Origin of the sequence: Streptomyces sp. NBC_00454, assembly GCF_041434015.1 — a bacterium.
GTDB lineage: Bacteria > Actinomycetota > Actinomycetes > Streptomycetales > Streptomycetaceae > Streptomyces.
Window position 1 is genome coordinate 614,349 of record NZ_CP107907.1, and the last position, 22,912, is coordinate 637,260.

Genomic DNA, 22,912 nt, shown 5'->3' on the forward strand with positions numbered 1-22,912 from the left:
CCCCATCACCACCGGCCCGTGTTGCGCCACTTCACGAAAGGATTGCCATGAAACGCTTCTTGCGGCTGCTGCTGGCGCTGGCGATGCTGACCGCAGGTCTGCTCGCCGGCGCGGCTCCGGCCTCGGCGGCGTCCTGTTCGCAACGCTCGGAGGGCCACGCCGACCCCAACACCGGGCAGTCGTGGAACACCGTGTCCTACTGCGGGAACGACAGCGGGGCACCTCTGTACGCCGGCGCCAACAACAGCACTCTCATCGGCTGGATGGACAGCACCAGCAGCTGGTTCTCGTGCTACCGGCACGGGCAGCGGCACGCCGGTGGGAACGACGTCTGGTACTACACACAGGGCGACCGGAGCGCGTCCGGGTGGCAGGACCGCCGGACCTGGGGCTTCATGCCGGCGGTCAACCTGTGGACCAGTACGGACCCGTCTCCGGGCGTGCCCGCGTGCACCCCTGACATGTGGCAGGCCAACGAGTCGCAGACCGATTACGCGGGACAGTACTGGCCTGCGGACTGGTACGCGCACAACCGCGCCGGCGCCGCCCTGTACGCCGGACCCGATGCGAGTACGACGGTCGGCTACATGGACTCCACGACCAGCTGGTTCGTCTGCTACGCCCACGGCGCGCAGCACTCCGGCGGCAACGACGTCTGGTACTACACACAGGGCGACCGGTCCCTGGCCGGTCAGGGATCGCGCCGGGCCTGGGGCTACATGCCCGCGGTCGACGTCTCGACCCGCCAGGACCCCTACGACAGCATCCCGGCGTGCTCCGGCGGATCCACACCCCCTGGCGGGACGATCCCCGTCGGCGACACCACGTCGACCACTCCCCCGAAACCTGCCACCGACCGGAGCTTCTACGTCCAGAGCATGGACAATGCCATGGCGGACGGCTTCGGCTGCACCCAGGCCAACCTTGACGTCGCCAACAGCGTCAACTACGTCAAGTCCAGCTACGTCGTCTTCGCGTTCGGCGGCCAGACCAACGACGGTTCCGGCACCCAGCTCCCCGGCCTCAGCACCATCGTCAGCAACAGCGCCATCGAGAGCTACGTCGAGGCGTACGCGACCGGATATCACCGGTGCGTGCGGCCTGTGATGTCGAACTACGGGACCCACTACCCGTTCGTGAACATCGGGATCGGCACGAACAACGACATCGCGGTGAGCGCGGCCACCGGCCGGGCCTGGGCCGGAGTGGTCAACAACGTGGACAACTGGCTCCGGGCCCGGTCCGGGGACATCGGAAGCACGGCGCAGGTCGACGGTGCCAACGACATGGAGCCGGGGTTCAGCGGTTCCATTGCCGCCACCCGGGCCTGGGTCCAGGCCTTCCACGACAACACGTACCGCCTGCTGACCAACTTCGGCTCCGCCGACGGATGCCCGGTCTCGATGTCGACCGACACCAGGGTGAACCATGCCTGCAACAACGGCTGGTCCATGGAGGACATCTACTGGATCAGCCAGGGTGTCGGCCGGGCGACCGCGGCGCCGGAGATCTACAACAGCGACCAGCCGAAACAGTGGGCGCTGATATCCCGCTACGGCGCAACGGCCCACGCCAGCGGCTGCCCCTACGTCGGCGGCTGCGGCATCCCCTACATCGGCGTCTGGGACCACCACGCGACCGGCGACGGAACCAACACCGCGACGGCGGCCTGGAACTTGATGTGGCAGTACCTGGGCCAGGATTCGCGCACGGCCATGGTCCCGGCCTTCTCCATGGAGATCTGCTACACGTCCCAGGTCACCGGAGCCAGAAGCCCGTCCTGCCAGTGGTCGTAGCCGGCCCGACTCGGCCTCGGTCACCGGGCCCGAGAGACAGCTGTACCCAAACCAGAGAATGGAATTCGCCATGACAGCACGTCAGGTACTCACGAAGGCACTCGTCGCCGGCGCAGTCGGCGTCATCTCGATGGTCGGCCTCACCGGCACGGCCACGGCAGCGGGCTCGGGCGACCACCTCAACCGGGGCCAGACCCTCTACGCGGGGGAATCCATCGAGCGGTACACCAGCACGGGACACGTCTGGCTGGTCATGCAGAGCGACGGCAACCTGGTCGAGTACGGCAGCAACTTCGGTGCCTGCTGGGCAACTCACACCGAGAACACGGGCGGCTCCTACGCCGCCTACCAGAGCGACGGCAACCTCGTCGTCTACACCAGCAGCGGCCGTGCCGTGTGGGCCAGTAACACGGTCGGCTCCGTCCGGGCGACGGGCTCGACCGTCGACATGAACGACGCCGGCCAACTGTACATAGGTACCCGGAGGTTCAACGACGGCTGCAGGTGATCCCACCCGGCTCCGCCGGCCGTCACGTCTCGTACCACTCAACATCGACTAGGAGGTAGGGGTATGGCTGGCCCGAACGGCCTGAAGGACGAAGAGACCGAAGCCCATTCGAAGTCCCGATTCATGGTCTTCTGCGACGGGCAGGTCTTCTCCCTCATGGACGATGGGCCGGCCTTCCTCGCCATTCCACTCGCCGGCGCGATCGTCGATCGCTTCAACCCGCGCAACATTGCCGGGACAGCACCGGCTGAAGGAGCGCGCCCGGGCAGATCAGGGCTCGATGACCAGGCGCTCGATCAGGTCCTCGCGGAGGCTGAACTGATAGCGCAGGTCGACACTGCCGCCGGGGAAGTTGCCTTCGAGGTGATGCGTGGCGACGTAGTGTGCCGGATCGATCTGCTGCGCATCGGTGAGCTCGATGGTGTACGTGAATTCGGTGGCGGAGCGGTTCAGCCACCCTTCGATCGCAGTGGCGCCCTGGTAGGTCCTGCCGTCATCGGTCACTGCGGCGTCGCTGGTGAAAGTGGTGACTGCGGCAGCATGATTCTCGTCGACGCGGAAAGCGGCGCGGAGGTCCGGCCCGTAGTCGTCGACGCCGGGACCGGCCGCCTGCTCGACGACAGCCGTGCCTACGTCTTCGCAGTCCGCCAACGCCCCCGTGCGGATGACCGCCTCACCGGGGTTGATGCCGGCCGCCTTCACGCGTACGCGGACCTGCCCGTCCCCGGACACCGGGCGTTCCACCTCGTCGACCCGCAACACACGGCCTCTCTCCTTCGACTCGCTGAAGCCGACAGGGGTGTGGGCTGCTACGTCTGCCTGAGCTCGAGCACGGGAATGACGCGGATTCCGGCAGTCTGGCGTGCGTACTCGGCAAAGCCGGGGTAACGCTGCGCTTGCTCGGCGTAGACGCGGTCGCGTTCGGCGCCGATCAGTTCGTGGACGGTCACCCGGTAGGTCGCAGTGCCACGTTCGATGCTGCCCTCACCGGCGGCGGTCAGGTTGCGGTACCAATCCGGGTCGGTGGGTGCTCCGCCCTTACTCGCGAAGACGTAGACGATGTCCGGCGCGGTCTCGTGCGGGAGGTACATCATCGGACTGACGTGCTCCCGCCCGCTCTTGCGGCCGCGGTGATGGACGAGCACCAGCGGAGCGCCCTCGAAGACCCCGCCGACCCTCCCCTCATTCGCTCGGAACTCTGCAATGACCTTCGCGTTCCGATCGAGTGCTTCGCTCATGTCGAACTCCTGTCGTTCACGATCCGGGTCATGGGCTGGGAAGACGAGCTGTAGGGAGTGGTACGGGCGGCTCAGCCGGCGACGGCCGAGGCTGAGCGCAGGTGATGCTGCATCAGCCCAGCGCGCGGTCGAGGTTGAAGGCGGCGCTGATCAGCGAGAGGTGGGTGAAGGCCTGCGGGAAGTTGCCCAGCTGTTCTCCGGTCGGGCCGATCTCCTCGGCGAACAGGCCGAGGTGGTTGGCGTAAGTGAGCATCTTCTCGAAGGCGAGCCGGGCCTCCTCCAACCGACCTGCGCGGGCCAGTGCCTCGACGTACCAGAAGGAGCAGATCGAGAAGGTGCCCTCGGGGCCGTGCAGGCCGTCCGGGCTGGTGATCGGGTCGTAGCGGTACACCAGCGAGTCCGAGACCAGGTCCGTGGTGAGCGCGTCCAGGGTGGAGAGCCACTTGGGGTCGGTGGGCGAGACGAACTTGGCCATCGGCATCATCAGCAGCGAGGCGTCCAGCACGTCGCCGTCCAGGGCCTGGACGAACGCCCCTCGCTCGGCCGACCAGCCGCGCCGCATGATCTGCCGGTAGATCGCGTCCCGGGACTCCCGCCAGCGCGTCAGGTCCGCCGGCAGACCGCGGCGGTTCGCCATGCGTATGGCGCGCTCCAGCGCCACCCAGCACATCAGCCGCGAGTACACGAAGTTCCGTCGGCCGCCCCTGGTTTCCCACACCCCCTCGTCGGGCTGGTCCCAGTGCTCGCACAGCCAGTCCACCACGGCACCTACCTCGTCCCAGCGGTCACTGCTGATCGGCTGCCCCCACTTGTCGTAGAGGTAGATCGAGTCGATCAGCGCACCGTAGATGTCCAGTTGGAGCTGGCCGGTGGCAGCGTTACCCACCCGGACCGGTGCGGAGCCGAGGTATCCCTCCAGGTGCGGAAGCTCGTATTCGGGCAGCTCGGTGCGCCCGTCGATGCCGTACATGATCTGCAGCGGACCGCTCTCCCCCTTGCCCCGCAGGATGCCCCGCTCGGAGATGAACCCCATGAACGCCTCGGCCTCCGAGGTGAACCCCAGGCGCAGCATCGCGTAGACGCAGAAAGCGGCGTCGCGGACCCAGACATAGCGGTAGTCCCAGTTGCGCTCGCCGCCGATCTGCTCGGGCAGGCTGGTGGTCGGTGCGGCGACGATCGCACCGGTCGGCGCATAGGTGAGCAGCTTCAGCACCAGCGCGGAGCGGTTCACCATTTCCCGCCACCGCCCGTGGTAGCGCGACCCGGCCAGCCAGTGGCGCCAGAACCGGACGGTCGCGTCGGCCTGCTCCTGCGCCTCGGCTCGCGGGCACGACCGGGGCGGGGCATCGTCGCCGATCTGGTCGAGGGCGAACACGTTGGACTCGCCCTCGAGGAGCTTGAAGTGCGACCACACGTCCAGGCCGTCGCTCTCCAGGGGCGCGGTGGCGGTCAGCGCGAGCGTCAGCGACGGGGAGCGGAACACCGCCGTGTGGCCTTCGAGGTGCGTGGTGTGCGCTTCGGCGCCGTAGCCGAAGCGTGGGGCGATCCTCGCCCTGAAGGGGAGGGTTCCGCGGACGCAGAGCACCCGCCGGATCAGCCGGTGCCGGGCCGCCTCCCGCGAGTCGTCGACCACGGGCATGAAGTCCTGTATCTCGGCCACACCGTCTGCGGCGAAGAACCGCGTGATCAGGACGTTCATGTCGGGGAAGTAGAACTGCCTGGTGCGTGTCGGGACCTCGGCAGCCAGCTCGAACGAACCGCCCCGGTCTGCGTCGACGATGGACCCGAACACGCTGGGCGAATCGAAGCGCGGGCAGCAGTACCAGTCGATGGTGCCGTTCGTGCCGACCAGGGCGGTCGTACGAAGATCGCCGATCAGGCCGTGATCGGAGATCGGCATGTAGCGGGAGCTGTCGGCCTGCTCGAAACCCGTCGTATCGAACGCCATACCGGCCTCCCTGCCGACGCGGCCCGGGCCCGACCGGCTCGAAGCCCGACGGGAAGGCGTGCCCGGCCGCCCGGGCATGCCTCGCCTCCCTCCACCGTAATCGGCGCGGATCAGGCTCGCAGGCCACGGAAGCAGCTCGACCTGGGCGCCTGGCCGCCTTGGCCGGGTTGAGCCGGTCGAATTCAGGCGGTTTTGACGATGGTGCCGGCGTCTTCCAGTGCGGTCACCTCGGCGGGGGGTGCGGTGGTGTCGGTGACGAGGGTGTGCAGGAGGGTGGTGGGGCCGACGTAGGCGTAGGCGGTGCGGCCGAGCTTGCCGCCGTCGGCAGCGACGATGGTGCGGCGGGCCACGGCGATGCTGGCCTTCTTCACCGCGGCGTCGTCGAGGTCGTAGGCGGTCAGGCCGTCGGCCGCGCTCAGCCCGCAGCAGCCGATGACGGCGGTGTCGAAGCGCAGGGCCGCCAGGGAGGCAAGGGCGAGGGGGCCGGTGAGGGCCCCCTCGGCGGCGCGGGGCTGGCCGCCGGGCAACACCAGCGTGGCCGGGCCGGAGGGCTCGCTGAGCAGGTGGATGGCCTGCAGGGACAGGGGCATCACCGTGACGGGCCGCTCGCGCAGGAGGCGGGCGACCTCCAGGCAGGTGGTGCCGCTGTCCAGTACGACGCTCTCGCCGTCGGCGATGAGCGAGCAGATCCCGGCCGCGATCCGGCGCTTTGCCTCGACCGCCTCGTGCGCGCGCAGCGCGAAGGGCGGCTCTGCACCCCTGAGCAGCAAGGTGCGCGCGCCACCACGGACGCGTTCGAGGACACCCTGTGCGGCCAGGGTGTCGAGGTCGCGCCGGATGGTCATCTCGGAGGCCCCGGTCAGCTCCGCGAGCTCCTGGACCGTGGCGCTGCCCGAGTCCCTGACGGCCTTCGCGATCAGCCCGTGCCGGTCTGTGTTGCTCATGCCGCGATTGAACACCATCAGGTTTCAAACATCCAAGATGTTCGCTACTGACATTTACACACATTGATTATGTTCGCCATGGTGGGCGGCATGGAACGTTCACTTCGAGCCGCCCGCGTGGCGCCGTGCACGTGGAGAAGACCTACGGCCGACCCGTCATGTCGGGCTTCCACGCCACGTTCTCGGTCGGCAGCGTCCTGGCCACGCTGCTCTGCGAGGGCGCCGCCAACGACTGGAGCACCCTGCACCTGAAGGACGTCATCGGCGCGTCCACCAGTACGACCGCCTTCGCGTACGGCACCTTCGCGTCGGCCATGACCACCGACCTGGGACTGTCGGGCCGCCTCCCGCAGCTGTTCAGCGCGGCCGGGCACGCCGGCCCCGCCGTCATCGGCTGGTTGTCCCACCTCGTCGCCCTGAACCACGCCTTCATCCAAAACAGGTGCAACTCTGCAATTCCGGCGGGGCTTTCCGACCCCGTCCAAGGGAGTTCCGAGGGGATCGGTTCGGGCTGCATAGTGGTTGCGCACACCCGACTGGGGTTGATTGTGATGACCGGCCACATATGCCGACGCCCTGCGGACTCCTACCTTGCGGCCACACCCGACGTCCCCCCGGACCTTCTGGAAGTCGTTCACATGGCCTCCACCGCAACGGCTCGGCGCAGCACCCCCGTAGAGCCTCGGAACCCGACCTCGCGCCCGGCCACCCACGTCCCTACGTGGGCCCGCGGGCCCGGCTACGTTCCCACCGCGCCCGAGGGCCGGAGAGCGGGAGCTCGCACCAGCACTCTCGCCTGCGGCCCGCGCGTTCCCCGTGAGCGGATGTCAGGCGGTGCCGGAAGCCTCGGACGGAGACTGGAGGGCCTCAGGGTAGTGGCGGGCCATGAACTCCGTGGTGATCTCCATCTGCCGGAGCATGCCCTCGGTCTGCTCGGGCGTTGCCCGGGTGCTGTGACCCGCCAGCGCGCTGCTGCCCGTCTTGAGGTAGACGGGAGAGGCGATGCGGACGAAGTCCGGGGCCTCGTAGGTGCGGATGAACCCGCCGGACGTCTTCGTGTTGTCCACGTGCACGTCCAGCGGGATCCGCACCGACTGCCGCAGCGAGGCGATGATCGGGAGCGTCAGATCGCGTACGGGGTTGAGACTGTCGGCCCCCAGCTGCTCCAGCACCTGGGCGGCGGCCCCGTTACCCAGGCCGCAGTGCGCGGAGATCTTCAGATGGGTGTCCGCCGGAATCTGCCCCGTCGCCCTCAGACGGCCGAGCACCGACAGCAAGCCCTCGTCATGCAGGATGAACCCGCGCACTCCGGCATCGACAGCCCGCCGGACGTCCTCCAGAGCCCGCACGAGCTGCTCCTGCCCCCGCAGCCGGTAGCCGACGCGGGCCCCCTCCGAGGTCTGCACGGTGGCGCCGATGTCGTAAATGGCGCGCGGCCCCACCGACATGAGGATCTGGGCACCGTACTCGCGACCGAGGGCGACGTAATCGCGGACCTCGCTCAGGGTGTGCCGGCTCAGGCCGAACGTCTCGGTGACGCGATTGATCGTGAAACCACGGCGGACACTCTGCGACAGCAGCGTCTCCACGGCCTCCACAGTGTTGACCGTGGGAGCCTCCATCCTCCAGTGGCACCCATCGGAGAATGTCCGGCCTGAGACCAGCGTGTTCGTATCCGGATCACGGTCGGGAATACCCAACTCGGACAGCCACGCACGGCTCTCGCCAAAGAACATGTCCACTACGAGGGTGTTCCTCACGCTCTCGGTCGGCCCGTCGACGGGAAGGAGACAAGGGTGCCACGCCGTACGGAAGGTGATCAACCGGGTACCTTCCGTGCGTCCCCGAGTCCAGGGCCCGGTCGGCAGGGGCCCTACCGCTCCGGCCAGGCCCCCAGTCAACTCGGCGCTCTACAAAGGGTGTCGTGCTGACCCTCGAACACCAGCAACTCCAGGGCCGCACGATCAACCCGCGTTGGAGACGAGGCTGCCAGCCGGCCTGGGCGGAGGTCGACGACGGGGCCCCCTGGGACGACGCCCTCGTCCAGAGAAACACCGACGAGGGCTGAAGCAGACCGGCAGGCCACCGATCACGCGCCGGTTCTTCGCAGCGTTCCCGCGAGCTTCTCGACTGCGACTGGCTGCGCGGCAAGTTTCCGGCCGTACGGCCAAGCGCCTGCCTCGGTGGGCACTACCGGTCGCCACCGGCCTGGCGGGACTCCTTCCCGGCTCCGGCGTCACTTACCTCGCCGCCAGCAGCAGCGACGACAGACCCAAGGCGCAGAACGAGCCCGCCACGTTCCAGATGGGAGGCTCCATGAAGATCAGCGGCGACTACAAGTCGCGGCGCAGGCGGTCTTCGCGACGGGTGGGTTCACGGGCGGCTCGGTGCGGCGCAGTCCCTGCAACACCTTGGCGAGGGTCTTGGCGTGAGTCGCGGGCGCGGTCAATGCGCGGTGCAGCCTCCCGACGCTGTCGCGGATGCGGCCGGCCTCGAAGGAGCCGATGCCTCGGTCTTCGCCCGTGTACGTGCGCAGGCGGTCCAGCTGGAGTCGATGCTGCGGCCGTCTGGTCACTCGTACGCAGAGCGATGGCCAACACCGCCTTCGACGCACCCGACGACCTCGACCGCACACTCCGCCGCGAGTTACGCACAATCCGACTCCGGCCCCACCTGATCAACGGCTGCCTCACCGCCACCGACCTGACACTCGACCCACCGACCACCCTGAAAACCTCAGTAACTGCCGACCGCGCCGAAGAGTGTGAGCGCTCACACCAATCCCCGTCAACAACTCTGGCAGGTAAGAGATTCTGATGGCGCTTCAGTAACGAACTGATTGCGGCACGGCACTTGACGACCTCTCATGCCCCGTGGTCTTCTCCGTGAACACACCAGATGTTCGACCTTCAAATTGTTAGCGCTAACAATATGTCGGAGATCCGGTGCCCCCACCCCGCAGGGGTCACGTCTTGCCGCCGCCTCGGACGTGCCGTGCCCGGTCCGCACGGACGCACGCACGCACGCACGCACCGAGAAGGACCGACCCCTGCCCAAGTCGCCCCTGGGAGGGTGCAGATGAACGCTCTCGGTACAGCTCCACGAACCTCGACACGGCGAGGATGGCGGCCGCGGATGGCCGCCCTGCTGTCGATGGTCTTCGTGGCCGGCTTCCTGGCGATGGTGAACCCGTCGTCCGCCTCGGCCGCCTCGGTCGACACCGGCAAGTGGTACGTGCTGGTGAACCGCAACAGTGGCAAGGCGCTGGACGACTACAACTTCGCCACCGCCGACGGTTCGCCCGTCGTCCAGTGGACCCGCTCCGGCAACGAAGCCCAGCAGTGGCGCTTCCTGGACTCCGGCAGCGGCTACTACCGCCTGCAGAACCGGAACTCCGGCAAGGTCCTGGACGACTACAACTGGTCCTCGGCCGACGGCACCGACGTCGTCCAGTGGAGCGACCTCAACGCGACCAACCAGCAGTTCCGCCTCGCCGACTCCGCCGGCGGCTACGTCCGCCTCCTGAACCGCCACAGCAGCAAGGCCCTCGAGGTCCAGAGCGCCTCCACCGCCGACGGCGGCAAGATCGTCCAGTACGCCGACTGGGGCGGCAGCAACCAGCAGTGGCAACTCGTCCCCGTCGCCGACGTCGGCACCGGCACCGGCACGTGCGCTCTTCCGTCGACCTACCGCTGGACATCGACGGGTCCGCTGGCGGAGCCGGCGAACGGGCAGGTCGCGTTGAAGGACTTCAGCACCACCACGTACAACGGCAAGCACCTGGTCTACGGGACGACCTCCAACGGAACGTCGTGGGGCTCGACGGGGTTCGGTCCCTTCACGAACTGGTCGGACATGGCGACGGCCACCCAGACGGGGATGAACGATCCCGCGGTGGCACCCGAAGTGTTCTACTTCGCGCCCAAGAACGTCTGGGTGATGGTGTCCCAGTGGAGTCAGTGGCCGCTCTATTACCGCACGTCCAGCGACCCCACCAACCCCAACGGCTGGTCCGCCTCGCAGCCGCTGTTCACCGGCAGCCTCCCCGTCGGCCCCCAGGGCCAGAAGGACGCCCCGATCGACCCGACCATGATCGCCGATGACCAGAACATGTACCTGTTCTTCGCCGCTGACAACGGCAAGATCTACCGGGCCGGCATGCCGATCGGGAACTTCCCCAGCAGCTTCGGCTCCTCGTACACGACGGTCATGAGCGACACAACGGACCTTCTGTTCGAGGCGCCGGAGGTCTACAAGGTCCAGGGCCAGAACCAGTACCTCATGATCGTTGAGGCGCAGGGTACGAACCGCTACTTCCGCTCGTTCACCGCCTCCAGCCTCGACGGTCCGTGGGCCGTCCAGGCCGGCAGCGAGAGCAGCCCCTTCGCGGGCCAGGCCAACAGCGGTTCCACCTGGGCCAAGGGCGTCAGTCACGGCGACCTGGTCCGCAACAACCCAGACCAGACCAAGACCATCGATCCCTGCAACCTGCAGTTCCTCTACCAGGGCCTCCCCACCAACACACCGGCGGGCACCGACTACCTGAAACTGCCGTACCGGCCGGGCCTGCTCACCCTGCAGCGCTGACCCGCCTGATCCACGGTGATCGCGATGGGGTGCGGTCCGCCGACGCGTAGACGAGCTGTCTACGGCGTGGGCAACTTCACCTGCTGACCGATACTCACCGCACCGAGGACCCCAGCCACGCATCGGCTGGGGTCCTCATCCTGTGTGCAGGCGGTTTCAGTGCCCCGGTTGGGGAGGCTGGACTGTCTGTCGTGACGGACATCTCTTGTGCTCCTCGCCCGCGAGGCCTTCAGGCCGGTGCCCGGTTCGAGGCTGGTGAGAGGACCGTGGTGATTGCCCGTGACCTTCGGGTCAGCGAGCGGTCGATCGAGCGTTGGCGGCGGGCCTGGCGGAAAGGCGGCGAGGACGCGATGCGCTCATCGGGTCCAGCGAGTGCACCGAAGCTGTCGGACGACCGGTTCGCCTTGTTGAAGCGGGAGTTGGGCAGAGGACCGGCCGCGCACGGGTTCGAGGATCGACGCTGGCCCCTGGCCCGCGTCCAGGCCGTGATCGGTCGCCGATTCCGGATGAGACTGTCGGTTGGGATGGTGCGGCGGCTACTGAAGCGGCACGGCTGGTCCTGGCAGGCCCCGGCCCGCCGGGCGCTGGAGCGGGACGAGGGCGCGGTCGAGCTGTGGAAGCGGGAGGTGTGGCCGCAGGTAAAAGCACCGCGGCGGCGCTCGGGGCCTGGATCCTCTTCGAGGACGAGGCCGGATTCGCGATGTCGCCGCCGCGCTCCCGAAGTTGGGGCCGGCGCGGACACACACCGGGTCCGCGTCCGGGGGCGCTCCCGCCGCCGCATCTCGGTCACCGCACTGTGCTGCTACAAACCCGGCGAGAAGAGCAGGATGATCTACCGGCCCCGTTTCCACATGCCAAGCAGGGCAGCCCGTAGGAGCTTCGCGTGGACCGCCTACCGCGACCTCGCCGTCCGGGCGCACCTGCAGCGAGGCGGCCCGATCGTCCTGGTCTGGGACATCCTGAACACACATCTGGCCCTCGGCATGAAGCGGTACGCGGCCGAGCACGACTGGCTCACCGTCTTCCAACTTCCCCCGTACGCAACGGACCTCAACCCCGTCGAAGGCATCTGGTCGCTCCTGCGACGCGGACCGATGGCCAACACCGCCTTCACCGACCCAGACCACCTCACCCGCACCCTCCGCCGAGGCCTGCGACACATCCAACTCCGACCCGCACTCATCGACGGATGCCTCACCGGCACCCGACTACCCATCACCCCACCGACCCCACCCTGAAAACCTCACTAGGGGCCGTTGAGAGGGTTTGTCGGGCTTGTGGGGACCGGGTGTAGCTGGGTGCCCGGCCGGACGCAGCATTGTGCTCTGCGGCGTGTCGTTCCAGGCGGTAGCGGGTGGAGCGAAGGCTGCGCCGACTCCTGGCCACGGTCCAGGGCGGGGCGGGCGTGCCGCGAGTGCGGGGCCCCGTTGGATCGCGGGCGTGGACCGGCGATTCGCGGCCGTGTACTGCTCGCCGAAGTGCAAGGTGAGGGCCTGGCGGCGGCGGAAGGATCCGTTCGCAGTCAGAAGTGTCTTGCAGAACGCCCGCGTTCTGAGAGGACTTCCACAAACGGCGCGCTGTCGGCCGTCGCTGTCTCAGCTGGATCGCTGGGGGATGGTGACCAGGGTGCGGCCGCGGCCGCCGGCGTCGACGCGGTCGTGTGCCTTGGCGATCTCCTCCAGCGGAAAACGGTCGCCGATGTCCACCGCGAGGGCGCCGGCGGCGGCTGCGGCAGTGAGGTCGCGGGCGGCCTGCCTCCTGGCCGCGGCGGGGAAGTCGTCGCTGCCGAGCAGGCGGAGGGTGACGTTGTTGAACAACAGCGGCCAGAAGGGGATCTCTGTCCGGTCGGCGCGGGTGGCGTAGGCGGCGATGACCGCGCCGTTCGCAGCAACGGCGCAGTCCAGGTCGGCGTTGTCGGACAGGGACACCTCGACGATGCGGTGGACTCCCTCGGGTGCGTACGTGCGGATCTCCGCCGCCGCGTCGCCGGAGTCGAGGGCGACGGCGTGAGACACCACGGAGGGGTCGACCCGGTGCAGGTCCTCCCCGCGCCGGACGGTGGCGAGCACGGTGGCCCCTGCCCAGTGAGCGAGCTGGGCGGCCAGGGAGCCGACCCCGCCGAGCACACCGTGCACCAGGACGAGCTTCCCGTCGACCGGGCCGTCGGCGAACACCGTGCGGTGGGCGGTGATCCCGGGGATGCCCAGACTCGCCCCGAGCTCGTCGTCGAGGTGATCGGGCAGGTGAGCGGTCAGGTCGGCGGGGACGACGGTGTATTGGGCGGCGGTGCCGAAGGGCCGGTAGGACTGGGCGCCGTATACCCACACCCGCTGCCCGATGCGTCGTGCGTCGACGCCTTCTCCGACAGTGTCGACGACCCCGGCGGCGTCGCTGTGCGGGATCACGCGTTGAAAGGGCATCGTCGAGCCGAGCCAGCCGCGCCGTTTCTTGGTGTCGCCGGGGTTGACTCCCGAGACGGTGACACGGACGCGGACCTCACCGGGTCCGGGGATGGGGTCAGGGAGTTCGCCGACGTGCAGGACATCGGCGGCGGGTCCCTGGTCGTCGTACCAGGAAGCAAGCATGGAGGTACCTCCGTGGGCGGTCAGCTCGCCGGAGCAGCGGGAGCCTGGGGGGCGCTGTCGGTGACCGTGGTGTCGAGCGCGGGCGGTTTCTCGCCGAGGGCCTCGCGCAGCCAGGTCCGTTCGGCGCGGCTTGTGGCGCGGGCGGTGAACAGCATGCCGCGCCGGTAGGGGTCGGCGATCTCCTCGGCACGCAGGGGCCGGTCATTGTCGTAGAAGAAGCTCGCCGGTTCTTCCAGGAACTCCAGCCGTCGGCGCAGCACCGCGTGCTGTTCGGCCACGTCCGGCAGGTGGGAGAGGAATGCCAGGACGATGTAGAACCGGGTGAAGTCGGTGATCTCGTGGTCGGCGGGCCTGCGTAGACGCTGCAGCATGTCGGCCCGCCCGGCCGCGGTCAGGCTGAGCAGGTACCGGGCCGCCCCGGCGGCCGGGTCGGCGCGCCGCTCGATCAAGCCCGCCTTGGTCAGACGGTTGATCGCCGGATACAGGCTGCCGTCGCTGACCGGCCGCGTGTAGCCAGTCAGCTGTGAGACACGGCGGCGCAACGCGTGTCCGGACAGGGAGCCCTCAGCCAGGAAGCCGAGTATCGCTAGTTCCAGCATGGCCGCATTCTTGCACAGATACATCGAATCGATGTGAACATCGATTCGATGTTACGCTCCAAGGTATTCACCCGACGTCCCTTGAGAGGCAGAGCAAGATGTCACCGCAGTCCGCCGAATCCGTGATGAACCGCTTCGTGGAGTTCATCAACACAGCCGACGAGGACCTCGCTCGCGAGGTCATTTCACCGGACGCGGTGTTCCACGCGCCAAGTCACCCGGAACCGCTGCGAGGGCCCGACGGCTACATGGAAGTCATCGGGATGATGCGCAGCGCCTTCCCTGACGTCCGGTGGACGCTGGAGGAGATGGTCACCGAAGGCGACACGGTGGCCGCGCGGTTCACCATGCGAGGCACCCACGACGGTGACTTCTTCGGGATCCCGGCGAGCGGCAACAAGATCTCGGTGCAGGCCATGAACTTCTACTATCTGGCTGACGGCCGGATCGTTGGCGAACGGGGACAGCCCGACCTCCTCGGGGTGATGCAGCAGATTGGTGCTGTACCTGCGCCGTAAGCCGAGCGGGCCTCAGGGTGGTGGGCGACCGTTCAGCAGGTGGCCTTCCAGGTGCTCCCGGGCGTGTTTTCGCGCGTCTCGAGGGTGCGGGAGAGCGCGGCAGGTGATCGCATGCAGCTGACCCACGAACCGGGCACCTTCGCCGGCATCAGCCTTCTCACCGACCGCCCCGAGCACGCCGCCGCCTTCTACCCACCAGCCCTGCACTGGAGCTCCAACGCCGAGCACACCGAGTTCCGGTTGCCGGACGGCTCCACCGCCGCTATCAGCCCGCCGCCAGGCAGACCAACGGCGCAGCGATCACTGTGGCTGGTCCGTTTCGCCAGCAACAGCCCCGAGGCCGACGCCAAGCAGGCTCGACAGCTCGGTGCGACCGAAGTCCGTCAGGACCCCAACGGAGACATGGTCCTGCGCGATCCCACCGGCGCTCTGTTCGGCCTCACCCAGCACACCCGATAGCTCCGACCCCGTCGGAACGCGTTGCCCCAGGCAATCGCGCACCAAGTTGTAGCGGGTGTTCCCGCGTCCGTGGCTCCAGTGCCGCCACACGGGGCTCACGGCCTTGGAGCCCCATGACGACTGCTTCCAACGGGACGGACTGGCCCGGTTCCGAGCATGTTTGCCGAGCGAGGCATGCGCAGGTCAACTACAACGCTCCCCCTTCAGGCCAGTCGGTCGATGAGGATCATCGCCACGTCGTCCGTCAAACGGCCCTCTGTGTGGCGGATGAGCGCCTTGTGCACTTCGTCCAGGAACTCCTGTGGGGAGGTGCCGGCGGGTATCTCCTCCATGGTCTCCGGCAGAGAGGAAGTCGTTGGCACGGTTGCGGGCTTCGATCACGCCGTCGGTGTAGAACAGCAGCCGGTCGCCGGGCAGGAACGGGTAACCCTCGGGCTTGGCAGGAGGGCCGTTGACGAGGTCTTCGAGACCGAGCGGCGCCAGCGGCGAGGCGGGCACCTTGTCCTCACGCAGCACCAGCGGAGGCGGATGGCCGCGGTTGACCAGGTGCACCACCGTTATGCGCCGGGGTGCATGGCATCGCGGACCAGGGCGGTGTCGACGAACTGCTCGAAGCGGACGATCTTTCCGCCGCGTACGACGAAGTGGTGGGCGACGCGCACGTCGAGCGGTTTGTTGGTGGCTTTGTTGGTGGCGGTGTAGCGGGCGAGGACGACGACGTTCTCGCCGTCGACTACATAGGTGTCGTCGTGGGCGGCCCAGCCGTCCCAGGACTTGCCGAGCTGTTCCATGACGGCGGAGGTGACGCCGGTGGGGGTGCGGTAGGTGCCGGCCAGGGGGAAGCCGGCCATCTCGGTCCACTCCACGTCGTCGGCCAGGGTGGCCCGCAGGGCCTCGAGGTCGCCGTTGGCGGAGGCGACGTACTGGCGGCGCACCACGTCGGCGGGGGCCGCGGAGGCGTGGAAGTCGGTGGTCTCCATGGGTTACGGCCTTTCTCAGATGGGTGCTGGTCTGGTGGGGGCACAGGCGGTAGGTGGGTACGCCTGGCTCCTGCGTAGCGTTGAAGCAACTGGTGGATGCCCTCGCCGAGGGCGGCGCCGAGGACCGGCGCCATCAGGTACACGGCGAGGTAGCCGTAGGTCCCCAGCAGCGCGGGGACGAACTGGCGGGCCGGGTTCGGCACGCCGCGGCTGCGCGGTCCGAGCACGGCGATGATCAGTGCCGTGGCGACGGCGAGGCAGAGCGGGGAGTCGGGGGGCGGGCGGTGGTGCTCGTGGGTTCTCGTTGAGCTCGGCGGGCACGGTCCGGCCGGTGTCCCCGGCCAGACCGTGGTCGGGGTGGGTCAGCCCCAGGTCATTTCGCCCTTGGCGACCTTCGCGCCGAGCTGGGCCGCGATGAGCATGCCGGATTCGGGGTAACGGGTGACCAGAGCGTTGGTCAGGGCCTCGCCGCTGTCGGCCTTGTCCAGCTCGCCCTCGAAGGCGGTGAGGTAGTCCCGGGTGTAGGCGATCGGGCTCGCGTCGAGGGCGGCGGCGGTGGGCAGCCGGTGGCCGGGGACGGCGAAGGCGGGGTCGAGGGCCGTCATCTCGTCCAGCAGCTCGATCCACACGGCACGGTCCTGGGGCTTGCCGGTGTCGGCGACCCAGACGTGCTCGTTCTGGAAGAGAAGAACGCCGCCGACGATCGCCCGGTGTTCGGCCTGCCACAGGTAGTGGCGGTCGGGCAGCCCCGGGTGGCCGCCCTTGAGCTGGAAGACGTGGCCTTCGAGGGTGAGGTCGCCGGTCAGTTCGGACATCTCGACCAGGCGGGTGGGGCGGTTGGCGCCCACCGGTTCCCAGGCCTTGAGCTTGCCCTCGTACGCGGCCTTGATGTGCTCGATCACCAGCGGCGTCGCCAGGATCTCGACATCGGGGAAGGCGTCGGCGATGACCTCGGCGCCCCAGTAGTAGTCGGGGTCGGCGTGGCTGATGAACACCTTGGTGAGGTTCTTGCCGGAGTCGAGGATCTCGGCGGCCAGCCGGTGTCCGTCGGCGCGGGTGAATCCGGTGTCGATGAGGAACGCGTCGCGCTCACCGGTGATGAGGGTGGCGGTCTTGTTCTTCGAGCCGACGGGGAAGTCCAGGTCGATGACCTTGAAGTCGAGGGTGCTCATCATCATGTCCTTTGCCGGAAGCAGAGTGGGGGTGCTGAGGGGTGAGGCCGGCTGCCGGCCGTGTGGGTTCAGGTTCGCGCCGCCGGGTGGGGACGGCATCGATCGTGCCGGTGTGTCGGCCGGGATTCAGCGGCTGGGCGCGGCCGAGTGGGTGCGGGCGGCGGCGAACTGCTCAAGGAGCGTGTCGATCTTGTCGGGACCCGCGTGGCCGACGGCGAGGACCTTGGTGCGGTCGCCGTCCTGGGCCAGGAGGGTCGGGTAGGCCTGCGCGCCCAGGGCTGCCGCCCGCCGGAAGTCGGCCTCGGCCGCGAGAGCGGCGGCCGGTGCGGCGAGTGCGGAGGCGACCTCCAACGGGTCAAGGCCGGCTGCCACGGCGATCCGAGTGAAAGTGCCAGGGTCGGACAGGCTCAGGCCGTCCTGGTAGAACGCGGCCTGCACGGCCATGGCCAGCTCCACCGCCCGCTCCGGGGCCGCCCGTCGCAGCACCGCCATGCCCCGGGCGGCGTCCAGAGAATCCATGACGAACGAGCCGTCGGCGATCAGCCGCTCGTACCCGGCCCCGAATTCGACACCGGTCAGCTCGCTGATCTTGGCGTTGGCGCCCCGGACGTAGCCGAACTCGCGGATCGGCACGGCCCGCGACCCGGTGAACAAGCCGCCCGACACGACCTCGACGGGCAGTCCGGGGTGACGCAGGGTGACCTCGGCCAGGGTGGGGGCGAAGCCGTAGGACCAGCCGCAGTAGGCGTCGAAGACGTAGACGAGTTTCATGGGAAGGCCTTCGCAGAGGGAGTCGCTCCACACCGAAGCGATGTACCTGCTTGAACAGTATCTGCTGTGTCAGGTATTCCTGCATGGTGAAGGGCCCCTCTCCCCGGGGCTTCCGCCCCTACCGCAGGCGGGGCAGGGCGTCCCGCGCCGAGTGGGAGAGGATCCGCAGGCACTCCATGAACTGCTCCCGCGCCTCCTCGGGCAGCGGTGCCAGGAAGTGGCGGCGGACGTTCTCCACGTGCACCCGGCTGGCCCGCACCACGATGTCCTCACCCCGCCCGGTGAGCCGTACCAGCTTGCCCCGGCGGTCCGCGGGGTCATCGGCGCGCACCACCAGGCCGGCCGCCTCCATCCGGTCCACCAGGCGGGTCATCCCGCCCGTGGTCAGGACCCGCTCCTGCGCGATGGCCCGCATCGACATGCCCGCGCCGCCCGCCCGGCCCACGATCAGCAGCACCTCGTACATCAGGTGGCTGATCCCGAACTCCTCCTCGATCGCACCGCCGAGCAGGTACTCCAGCCGCCCCGCGGCCCCCTGCAGCCGTCCGAACGCGAGCACCAGCTCGTCGTTCGCCGCCTCCTGTGCCGAACCGATCCCCGCACCTTCACCCACCCGCCACACCCTTCGCTCGTCAGATCCGGTCTCGGCACGATCATCCCCTCCCGGCCGCCCGGCTCGCGGCAATGCCCTCCCGGGTGGGCGCCTGGGAGCGCTGCGGCCGAGCCCCGGTCTCACTGGGAATCGAGGAACTCAAGCGCCTGCGAAACGAATTCGGCGTGGCGTTGGAAGATCCCGCCGTGTCCGGCGTCGGGGTAGAGGGGTACGAGTTCCCCTTGGGGCAGCCGTGCGGCCAAGTCCAGGGTGTTTTCACTGGGCACCGTCCGGTCGGACTCGCCGTTTGCCACGAGGGCTGGATGGTGAATGCGCGACAGGTCTGCCGGCGCCTGGAGGCCCCACCGGTGGATGACCTTCAGTCGGGCACGGAACGACGACAGCGAGATGGCTTTGTCGCGGTTGCCTGTGCGCTCCTTCAACCGTTCCAGGAAGGCGCGCCCTGCCCGTCGGCCGCCCTTGGTGTCGATGCAGAAGAGGAACTGCGACCACCAGGACGGCATCGACGACGGCGGTCTTCTGGCCGGTGCTCTCCGTGTGGATGACCGCGCCCAGGTCACTGAGGCGCCCTTCGGTGCCGTGCCGGTACTTTCCGGTGAGCAGTCCGCCGCCGAGCGGGGACCACAGGGCGGCGCCGAGTCCGAGGCTCTCGTCCATCGGCAGCAGCTCACGGTCCGCACTCCGCTCGACGAGGCTGTACTCGTTCTGGATGCCCACGATGGGCGCCTGGTTCTTCAGGTCTGCGAGCGTCACGGATGATCCCGCCGTCCACATCTGGGCCACGGCCGACCCACCACACCTTTCCGCCGAGGCGGCCGCCACCGTCGATGCCATCGTGCGGGCTGTGCACCGTGGCGATGACGCACGCATCCGGATCCTGTCGGCAGCCTTGGTCGGCATCGCCGACACCGAGATTCTCCTGCACCTGCGAGAACGGCTCCACGAACGGCCGCAGCGATGGTCAGGCCCTGGGGCATCCTTACTTCCGAAAGGCTGCACTCGGGGTCAATCAATATCTATGCCCGCGACTTGAGAGTTTAATGGGTCCCGCATCGAGAGTTTTTACCGCAGCGCGTAGGGTGGAATTATTTTACGTACACAAGCCACTGCAGCGTGCTACTGTCGATCTCGGTTGCAGTTTTGATACCCAAAAACTCCAAGCGCTTTCAGTCGGCCTCCGCGCCACGGTGAAGCGCTTTACATTTCCGGGCCATTCTCCGGGCCGGGCATCATCGCGGCGACACGGTGTCCGCACAGTGCGGATGCTGGTGTACTGCCCCAAAGGAGATACGACATGGCTGCTGGCACCGTGAAGTGGTTCAACGCGGCAAAGGGTTTCGGCTTCATCGAGCAGGAGGGTGGCGGCGACGACGTCTTCGCCCACTTCTCGAACATTGCCGCTCAGGGCTTCCGGGAGCTGCTCGAAGGCCAGAGGGTCACCTTCGACATCGCGCAGGGCCAGAAGGGCCCGACGGCCGAGAACATCGTTCCGGTCTGACGCTGACGCACATTTTGCAGCTGGGGCCCGCATCCCTCGGGGTGCGGGCCCCAGCTGCGCACATCTCCCGTGGTGGTTTCACCTGCGGGACCACATTCTTCAGGTGTGCAGCTCCCCCGGAGCCGCACCCAGGTTGATGTACTGGATTTCGCATCCATACGACATCACCCATTTCGGCGACTGAGCCTGTACGGATTTCCTGTGCGCTCACCAGCTTCGCATTCATGTTCCATTCGGCCCGTTCTTGCGATCCCTGCACTGCACTTCCACTGCGGGAATTCCTTGATACGCGCCGTATCAAGGAAGGTTCTACATGAACCCCACACGTACGAACGACCGATCCTCCCGTACCCGCAGCCGCACCGGCGGCCCTGCTTTCGGCAACGGCGCGGGTTCGGAGCGGGGCAACCGATTCGGCTCCCCGGCCCGGAGCCGTTCCGCAGGTCCGAGCCGCTCGGGCGGCTCGGGCCGCCGGCCCGCCGCGGTACAGGGCGAGTTCGCGCCGCCGAAGACGATCACTCCCGCGCTGCCCGCCGTCGAAGCCTTCGCCGATCTCGACATGCCGGCCGAGCTGCTGGCCGCCCTCGGCGCGCAGGGCGTGAGCGTGCCCTTCCCGATCCAGGGCGCCACCCTGCCCAACACCCTTGCGGGCCGGGACGTCCTCGGGCGTGGCCGGACCGGCTCGGGAAAGACCCTGGCGTTCGGCCTCGCCCTGCTGGCCCGCACCGCCGGGCAGCGCGCCGAGCCCCACCAGCCACTCGCGCTGATCCTCGTACCCACCCGCGAACTGGCCCAGCAGGTGACCGACGCCCTCACCCCGTACGCCCGTGCGGTCAGGCTCCGCCTTGCCACCGTCGTCGGCGGCATGCCCATCGGCCGCCAGGCGGGCGCCCTGCGCGGCGGCGCCGAAGTCGTGGTTGCCACCCCCGGACGTCTGAAGGACCTCATCGACCGTGGTGACTGCCGCCTGAACCAGGTCGCGATCACCGTCCTCGACGAAGCCGACCAGATGGCCGACATGGGCTTCATGCCGCAGGTCACCGCCCTGCTCGACCAGGTGCGCCCCGAGGGCCAGCGGATGCTGTTCTCCGCCACCCTGGACCGCAACGTCGACCTGCTGGTGCGCCGCTACCTGACGGACCCGGTCGTGCACTCCGTCGATCCCTCGCAGGGCGCGGTGACCACGATGGAGCACCACGTCCTGTACGTCCACGGCGCCGACAAGCAGCGGACGACGACGGAGATCGCCGCCCGCGACGGCCGCGTGATCATGTTCCTCGACACCAAGCACGCCGTGGACCGCCTCACCCAGGACCTCCTCGACAGCGGGGTCCGCGCCGCGGCCCTGCACGGCGGGAAGTCCCAGCCGCAGCGGACCCGGACACTGGCCCAGTTCAAGACCGGACACGTCACCGTCCTGGTCGCCACGAACGTCGCCGCCCGCGGCATCCACGTGGACAACCTCGACCTCGTCGTCAACGTGGACCCGCCGACCGACCACAAGGACTACCTCCACCGCGGCGGCCGCACCGCCCGCGCCGGCGAGTCCGGCAGCGTCGTCACCCTGGTCACCCCCAACCAGCGCCGCGACATGACCCGCCTCATGTCCGCCGCCGGCATCGTTCCCCAGACCACTCAGGTCCGCTCGGGTGAGGAGGCGCTGGGCCGGATCACCGGTGCCCAGGCCCCCTCCGGCATCCCGGTCACCATCGCCGCACCGGTGTCCGAGCGGCCCAAGCGCAGAACGGCCTCCCGCGGCCGGCGCAGTCCCGCTTCGGCCACTCGGCGCGTGAACGTGCGGCAGTCCGCCTTTGATGCGGCGGCCTGAGACCCACGTGATCAGGAAACTGACCCATCTCTGCAGGAGGCACGTTTTGACGCTGGTCCAGATGCAGCCCCGCTCGGTACGTGCCAATCTTCTGCACCGGACGGTGGACGATGCCATGGAGGCGGCCGGCCCGCAGGTGTGTGACGACATGACGGTCGAAGTGGCCCTGTCCGTCATGGCCAGTGCCCGCGCGGGTCATCTGCTCGTCTGCGACGAGGACGGCCTGTGCACCGGGCTGGTCACCCAGGCCCAGCTCACCGCCATCCGCGACGGCAGCGCGTACACGGACCGGGTCCGGCTGCGCGATGTCCTCGGTGACCGCGGGCCGTTCACCTCGCCGATGACCACCATGGCCGAGGCCGAACACGCGATGAGCTACCGCCGGCTCGACGCCCTGCCCGTCGTCGACGAACAAGGCAGCGCTCTGGGCGTCCTCGCCCTCGCACGCTGAACCGCCTCACCGCGGCAGAACCGCCCCACCCCTCTTCTTCTCCCTGTGAGGCATCATGCGCTGTGTCATCGCCCGTTTCCCGTTCGACCTGACCAAGAGCGGCGTCCTGGAATCGATGAAGGGCATCAAGCCCGAGGAGGTCGTCGGCGACTCCGTGATCATCGGCCGCCGCATCTACCCCGTGAAGCAGGTCGGCCAGGTCATCACCCGGCAGGACCGCCGCGACTTCAGCGTCGGTGAAGTCCTGCGGGCCATGACCCAGCTCGGCTTCACCTGCCGCGGCCTTCCCCGGGCCGCCGCGCCCATGCGCGTCCTCAGCCCGGTCCAGCAGGCATCCGCGATGCTCGGGGTCCCGATGGCCGTCTGACCGACGGACCGGCGCGAGCCGGCACCCGAACACAAAGAGGGCCCGACCGG

The 22,912-nt window shown here is 68.5% G+C and carries 25 protein-coding genes and 3 pseudogenes; 12 read left to right on the forward strand and 16 right to left on the reverse strand.

Annotation, left to right across the window (positions count from 1 at the left end; genetic code table 11):
* Nucleotides 1-47: 47 nt before the first annotated feature.
* Complete coding sequence (locus OHU74_RS02820; RefSeq protein ID WP_371614399.1) at nucleotides 48-1,796, forward strand: hypothetical protein; 1,749 nt, start codon at nucleotides 48-50, stop codon at nucleotides 1,794-1,796.
* A 70-nt stretch (nucleotides 1,797-1,866) separates the two neighbouring features.
* A complete protein-coding gene (locus OHU74_RS02825; protein ID WP_371614400.1) occupies nucleotides 1,867-2,304 on the forward strand; it encodes a hypothetical protein in 438 nt (145 codons plus the stop codon).
* A gap of 270 nt (nucleotides 2,305-2,574) precedes the next feature.
* On the opposite strand, the gene OHU74_RS02830 is transcribed toward OHU74_RS02825, so the two are convergent.
* The 4 genes from OHU74_RS02830 to OHU74_RS02845 form a co-directional block, all read right to left on the reverse strand.
* Entirely contained in the window at nucleotides 2,575-3,066 is a 492-nt protein-coding gene (locus OHU74_RS02830) for a hypothetical protein (RefSeq protein ID WP_371614401.1), read from the reverse strand.
* A 47-nt stretch (nucleotides 3,067-3,113) separates the two neighbouring features.
* Nucleotides 3,114-3,542: a nitroreductase family deazaflavin-dependent oxidoreductase gene (locus OHU74_RS02835; RefSeq protein WP_371614402.1), complete on the reverse strand. Its 429-nt coding sequence runs from the start codon at nucleotides 3,540-3,542 to the stop codon at nucleotides 3,114-3,116.
* A gap of 112 nt (nucleotides 3,543-3,654) precedes the next feature.
* Nucleotides 3,655-5,490, reverse strand: coding sequence for a glycoside hydrolase family 15 protein (locus tag OHU74_RS02840; RefSeq protein ID WP_371614403.1), 1,836 nt, complete (start codon nucleotides 5,488-5,490; stop codon nucleotides 3,655-3,657).
* A 182-nt stretch (nucleotides 5,491-5,672) separates the two neighbouring features.
* Complete coding sequence (locus OHU74_RS02845; protein WP_371614404.1) at nucleotides 5,673-6,434, reverse strand: DeoR/GlpR family DNA-binding transcription regulator; 762 nt, start codon at nucleotides 6,432-6,434, stop codon at nucleotides 5,673-5,675.
* An 89-nt stretch (nucleotides 6,435-6,523) separates the two neighbouring features.
* Here OHU74_RS02845 and OHU74_RS02850 point away from each other — a divergent pair.
* Nucleotides 6,524-6,868, forward strand: a pseudogene (locus OHU74_RS02850) (hypothetical protein); the annotation flags it as partial.
* Nucleotides 6,869-7,261: 393 nt separating this feature from the next.
* Here OHU74_RS02850 and OHU74_RS02855 read toward each other — a convergent pair.
* A complete protein-coding gene (locus OHU74_RS02855) occupies nucleotides 7,262-8,056 on the reverse strand; it encodes a peptidase (protein WP_371614405.1) in 795 nt (264 codons plus the stop codon).
* 302 nt (nucleotides 8,057-8,358) lie between these two features.
* On the opposite strand from OHU74_RS02855, the gene OHU74_RS02860 reads away from it, so the two are divergent.
* Nucleotides 8,359-8,502, forward strand: coding sequence for a hypothetical protein (locus tag OHU74_RS02860; RefSeq protein WP_371614406.1), 144 nt, complete (start codon nucleotides 8,359-8,361; stop codon nucleotides 8,500-8,502).
* A gap of 255 nt (nucleotides 8,503-8,757) precedes the next feature.
* Here the strand turns inward: OHU74_RS02860 and OHU74_RS02865 are convergent, their stop codons facing one another.
* Complete coding sequence (locus tag OHU74_RS02865) at nucleotides 8,758-9,009, reverse strand: hypothetical protein (RefSeq protein ID WP_371614407.1); 252 nt, start codon at nucleotides 9,007-9,009, stop codon at nucleotides 8,758-8,760.
* A gap of 560 nt (nucleotides 9,010-9,569) precedes the next feature.
* Between OHU74_RS02865 and OHU74_RS02870 the strand changes: the two genes are divergently transcribed.
* Nucleotides 9,570-11,021 (forward strand): non-reducing end alpha-L-arabinofuranosidase family hydrolase, encoded by a 1,452-nt coding sequence (locus OHU74_RS02870; protein ID WP_371614408.1) that lies wholly within the window; start codon nucleotides 9,570-9,572, stop codon nucleotides 11,019-11,021.
* Between the two features lie 191 nt (nucleotides 11,022-11,212).
* Complete coding sequence (locus tag OHU74_RS02875) at nucleotides 11,213-12,259, forward strand: IS630 family transposase (RefSeq protein WP_371614409.1); 1,047 nt, start codon at nucleotides 11,213-11,215, stop codon at nucleotides 12,257-12,259.
* Between the two features lie 357 nt (nucleotides 12,260-12,616).
* Here OHU74_RS02875 and OHU74_RS02880 read toward each other — a convergent pair whose 3' ends face one another.
* Together OHU74_RS02880 and OHU74_RS02885 are read right to left on the reverse strand one after the other, a co-directional pair.
* The gene (locus OHU74_RS02880; RefSeq protein WP_371614410.1) at nucleotides 12,617-13,606 is read right to left on the reverse strand and encodes an NADPH:quinone reductase; all 990 of its coding nucleotides are present in this window, start codon (nucleotides 13,604-13,606) and stop codon (nucleotides 12,617-12,619) included.
* Nucleotides 13,607-13,626: 20 nt separating this feature from the next.
* A complete protein-coding gene (locus OHU74_RS02885; RefSeq protein WP_371614411.1) occupies nucleotides 13,627-14,205 on the reverse strand; it encodes a PadR family transcriptional regulator in 579 nt (192 codons plus the stop codon).
* A 98-nt stretch (nucleotides 14,206-14,303) separates the two neighbouring features.
* Between OHU74_RS02885 and OHU74_RS02890 the strand changes: the two genes are divergently transcribed.
* Both OHU74_RS02890 and OHU74_RS02895 read left to right on the forward strand, forming a co-directional pair.
* Nucleotides 14,304-14,723, forward strand: coding sequence for an ester cyclase (locus OHU74_RS02890; protein WP_371614412.1), 420 nt, complete (start codon nucleotides 14,304-14,306; stop codon nucleotides 14,721-14,723).
* Between the two features lie 111 nt (nucleotides 14,724-14,834).
* Entirely contained in the window at nucleotides 14,835-15,182 is a 348-nt protein-coding gene (locus OHU74_RS02895; RefSeq protein WP_371614413.1) for a VOC family protein, read from the forward strand.
* Nucleotides 15,183-15,385: 203 nt separating this feature from the next.
* Here OHU74_RS02895 and OHU74_RS02900 read toward each other — a convergent pair whose 3' ends face one another.
* The 8 genes and pseudogenes from OHU74_RS02900 to OHU74_RS02935 all read right to left on the reverse strand — a co-directional run.
* Nucleotides 15,386-15,514, reverse strand: a complete 129-nt coding sequence (locus OHU74_RS02900; RefSeq protein WP_371619895.1) for a hypothetical protein — start codon at nucleotides 15,512-15,514, stop codon at nucleotides 15,386-15,388.
* Nucleotides 15,515-15,587: 73 nt separating this feature from the next.
* Nucleotides 15,588-15,737: pseudogene (locus OHU74_RS02905) on the reverse strand (serine/threonine-protein phosphatase); the annotation flags it as partial.
* A gap of 2 nt (nucleotides 15,738-15,739) precedes the next feature.
* Nucleotides 15,740-16,162 (reverse strand): nuclear transport factor 2 family protein, encoded by a 423-nt coding sequence (locus OHU74_RS02910; protein ID WP_371614414.1) that lies wholly within the window; start codon nucleotides 16,160-16,162, stop codon nucleotides 15,740-15,742.
* A 362-nt stretch (nucleotides 16,163-16,524) separates the two neighbouring features.
* Nucleotides 16,525-17,334 (reverse strand): MBL fold metallo-hydrolase, encoded by an 810-nt coding sequence (locus tag OHU74_RS02915; RefSeq protein ID WP_371614415.1) that lies wholly within the window; start codon nucleotides 17,332-17,334, stop codon nucleotides 16,525-16,527.
* Between the two features lie 126 nt (nucleotides 17,335-17,460).
* Nucleotides 17,461-18,105, reverse strand: a complete 645-nt coding sequence (locus OHU74_RS02920; protein ID WP_371614416.1) for a DsbA family protein — start codon at nucleotides 18,103-18,105, stop codon at nucleotides 17,461-17,463.
* Between the two features lie 118 nt (nucleotides 18,106-18,223).
* Complete coding sequence (locus tag OHU74_RS02925; RefSeq protein ID WP_371614417.1) at nucleotides 18,224-18,718, reverse strand: MarR family winged helix-turn-helix transcriptional regulator; 495 nt, start codon at nucleotides 18,716-18,718, stop codon at nucleotides 18,224-18,226.
* A gap of 119 nt (nucleotides 18,719-18,837) precedes the next feature.
* Entirely contained in the window at nucleotides 18,838-19,221 is a 384-nt protein-coding gene (locus OHU74_RS02930) for an alpha/beta fold hydrolase (RefSeq protein WP_371619896.1), read from the reverse strand.
* Nucleotides 19,222-19,303: 82 nt separating this feature from the next.
* Nucleotides 19,304-19,618 (reverse strand): annotated as a pseudogene (locus OHU74_RS02935) (aldo/keto reductase); the annotation flags it as partial.
* Nucleotides 19,619-20,012: 394 nt separating this feature from the next.
* Here OHU74_RS02935 and OHU74_RS02940 point away from each other — a divergent pair.
* The 4 genes from OHU74_RS02940 to OHU74_RS02955 all read left to right on the forward strand — a co-directional run bounded on the left by OHU74_RS02940 (nucleotide 20,013) and on the right by OHU74_RS02955 (nucleotide 22,862).
* A complete protein-coding gene (locus tag OHU74_RS02940; protein ID WP_330294822.1) occupies nucleotides 20,013-20,216 on the forward strand; it encodes a cold-shock protein in 204 nt (67 codons plus the stop codon).
* 313 nt (nucleotides 20,217-20,529) lie between these two features.
* Nucleotides 20,530-22,044 carry a DEAD/DEAH box helicase gene (locus tag OHU74_RS02945; protein ID WP_371614418.1) on the forward strand — a complete coding sequence of 505 codons (1,515 nt, stop codon included), beginning with the start codon at nucleotides 20,530-20,532 and terminating at the stop codon, nucleotides 22,042-22,044.
* A gap of 46 nt (nucleotides 22,045-22,090) precedes the next feature.
* The gene (locus OHU74_RS02950; RefSeq protein WP_371614419.1) at nucleotides 22,091-22,495 is read left to right on the forward strand and encodes a CBS domain-containing protein; all 405 of its coding nucleotides are present in this window, start codon (nucleotides 22,091-22,093) and stop codon (nucleotides 22,493-22,495) included.
* Between the two features lie 55 nt (nucleotides 22,496-22,550).
* Nucleotides 22,551-22,862, forward strand: a complete 312-nt coding sequence (locus tag OHU74_RS02955) for an SCO5918 family protein (RefSeq protein ID WP_371614420.1) — start codon at nucleotides 22,551-22,553, stop codon at nucleotides 22,860-22,862.
* Nucleotides 22,863-22,912 lie beyond the last annotated feature (50 nt).

What these genes read in the sequence shown, in the direction of transcription:
- OHU74_RS02855 (WP_371614405.1), bottom strand. Translation starts at nt 8,056, where the DNA reads ATGGAGGCTCCCACGGTCAACACTGTGGAGGCCGTGGAGACGCTGCTG.
- OHU74_RS02940 (WP_330294822.1), top strand. Translation starts at nt 20,013, where the DNA reads ATGGCTGCTGGCACCGTGAAGTGGTTCAACGCGGCAAAGGGTTTCGGC.
- OHU74_RS02910 (WP_371614414.1), bottom strand. Translation starts at nt 16,162, where the DNA reads ATGGAGACCACCGACTTCCACGCCTCCGCGGCCCCCGCCGACGTGGTG.
- OHU74_RS02835 (WP_371614402.1), bottom strand. Translation starts at nt 3,542, where the DNA reads ATGAGCGAAGCACTCGATCGGAACGCGAAGGTCATTGCAGAGTTCCGA.
- OHU74_RS02895 (WP_371614413.1), top strand. Translation starts at nt 14,835, where the DNA reads ATGCAGCTGACCCACGAACCGGGCACCTTCGCCGGCATCAGCCTTCTC.
- OHU74_RS02955 (WP_371614420.1), top strand. Translation starts at nt 22,551, where the DNA reads ATGCGCTGTGTCATCGCCCGTTTCCCGTTCGACCTGACCAAGAGCGGC.
- OHU74_RS02915 (WP_371614415.1), bottom strand. Translation starts at nt 17,334, where the DNA reads ATGAGCACCCTCGACTTCAAGGTCATCGACCTGGACTTCCCCGTCGGC.
- OHU74_RS02825 (WP_371614400.1), top strand. Translation starts at nt 1,867, where the DNA reads ATGACAGCACGTCAGGTACTCACGAAGGCACTCGTCGCCGGCGCAGTC.
- OHU74_RS02930 (WP_371619896.1), bottom strand. Translation starts at nt 19,221, where the DNA reads ATGCCGTCCTGGTGGTCGCAGTTCCTCTTCTGCATCGACACCAAGGGC.
- OHU74_RS02900 (WP_371619895.1), bottom strand. Translation starts at nt 15,514, where the DNA reads ATGGAGGAGATACCCGCCGGCACCTCCCCACAGGAGTTCCTGGACGAA.
- OHU74_RS02820 (WP_371614399.1), top strand. Translation starts at nt 48, where the DNA reads ATGAAACGCTTCTTGCGGCTGCTGCTGGCGCTGGCGATGCTGACCGCA.
- OHU74_RS02885 (WP_371614411.1), bottom strand. Translation starts at nt 14,205, where the DNA reads ATGCTGGAACTAGCGATACTCGGCTTCCTGGCTGAGGGCTCCCTGTCC.
- OHU74_RS02920 (WP_371614416.1), bottom strand. Translation starts at nt 18,105, where the DNA reads ATGAAACTCGTCTACGTCTTCGACGCCTACTGCGGCTGGTCCTACGGC.
- OHU74_RS02845 (WP_371614404.1), bottom strand. Translation starts at nt 6,434, where the DNA reads ATGAGCAACACAGACCGGCACGGGCTGATCGCGAAGGCCGTCAGGGAC.
- OHU74_RS02945 (WP_371614418.1), top strand. Translation starts at nt 20,530, where the DNA reads ATGAACCCCACACGTACGAACGACCGATCCTCCCGTACCCGCAGCCGC.
- OHU74_RS02840 (WP_371614403.1), bottom strand. Translation starts at nt 5,490, where the DNA reads ATGGCGTTCGATACGACGGGTTTCGAGCAGGCCGACAGCTCCCGCTAC.
- OHU74_RS02870 (WP_371614408.1), top strand. Translation starts at nt 9,570, where the DNA reads ATGGCCGCCCTGCTGTCGATGGTCTTCGTGGCCGGCTTCCTGGCGATG.
- OHU74_RS02890 (WP_371614412.1), top strand. Translation starts at nt 14,304, where the DNA reads ATGTCACCGCAGTCCGCCGAATCCGTGATGAACCGCTTCGTGGAGTTC.
- OHU74_RS02880 (WP_371614410.1), bottom strand. Translation starts at nt 13,606, where the DNA reads ATGCTTGCTTCCTGGTACGACGACCAGGGACCCGCCGCCGATGTCCTG.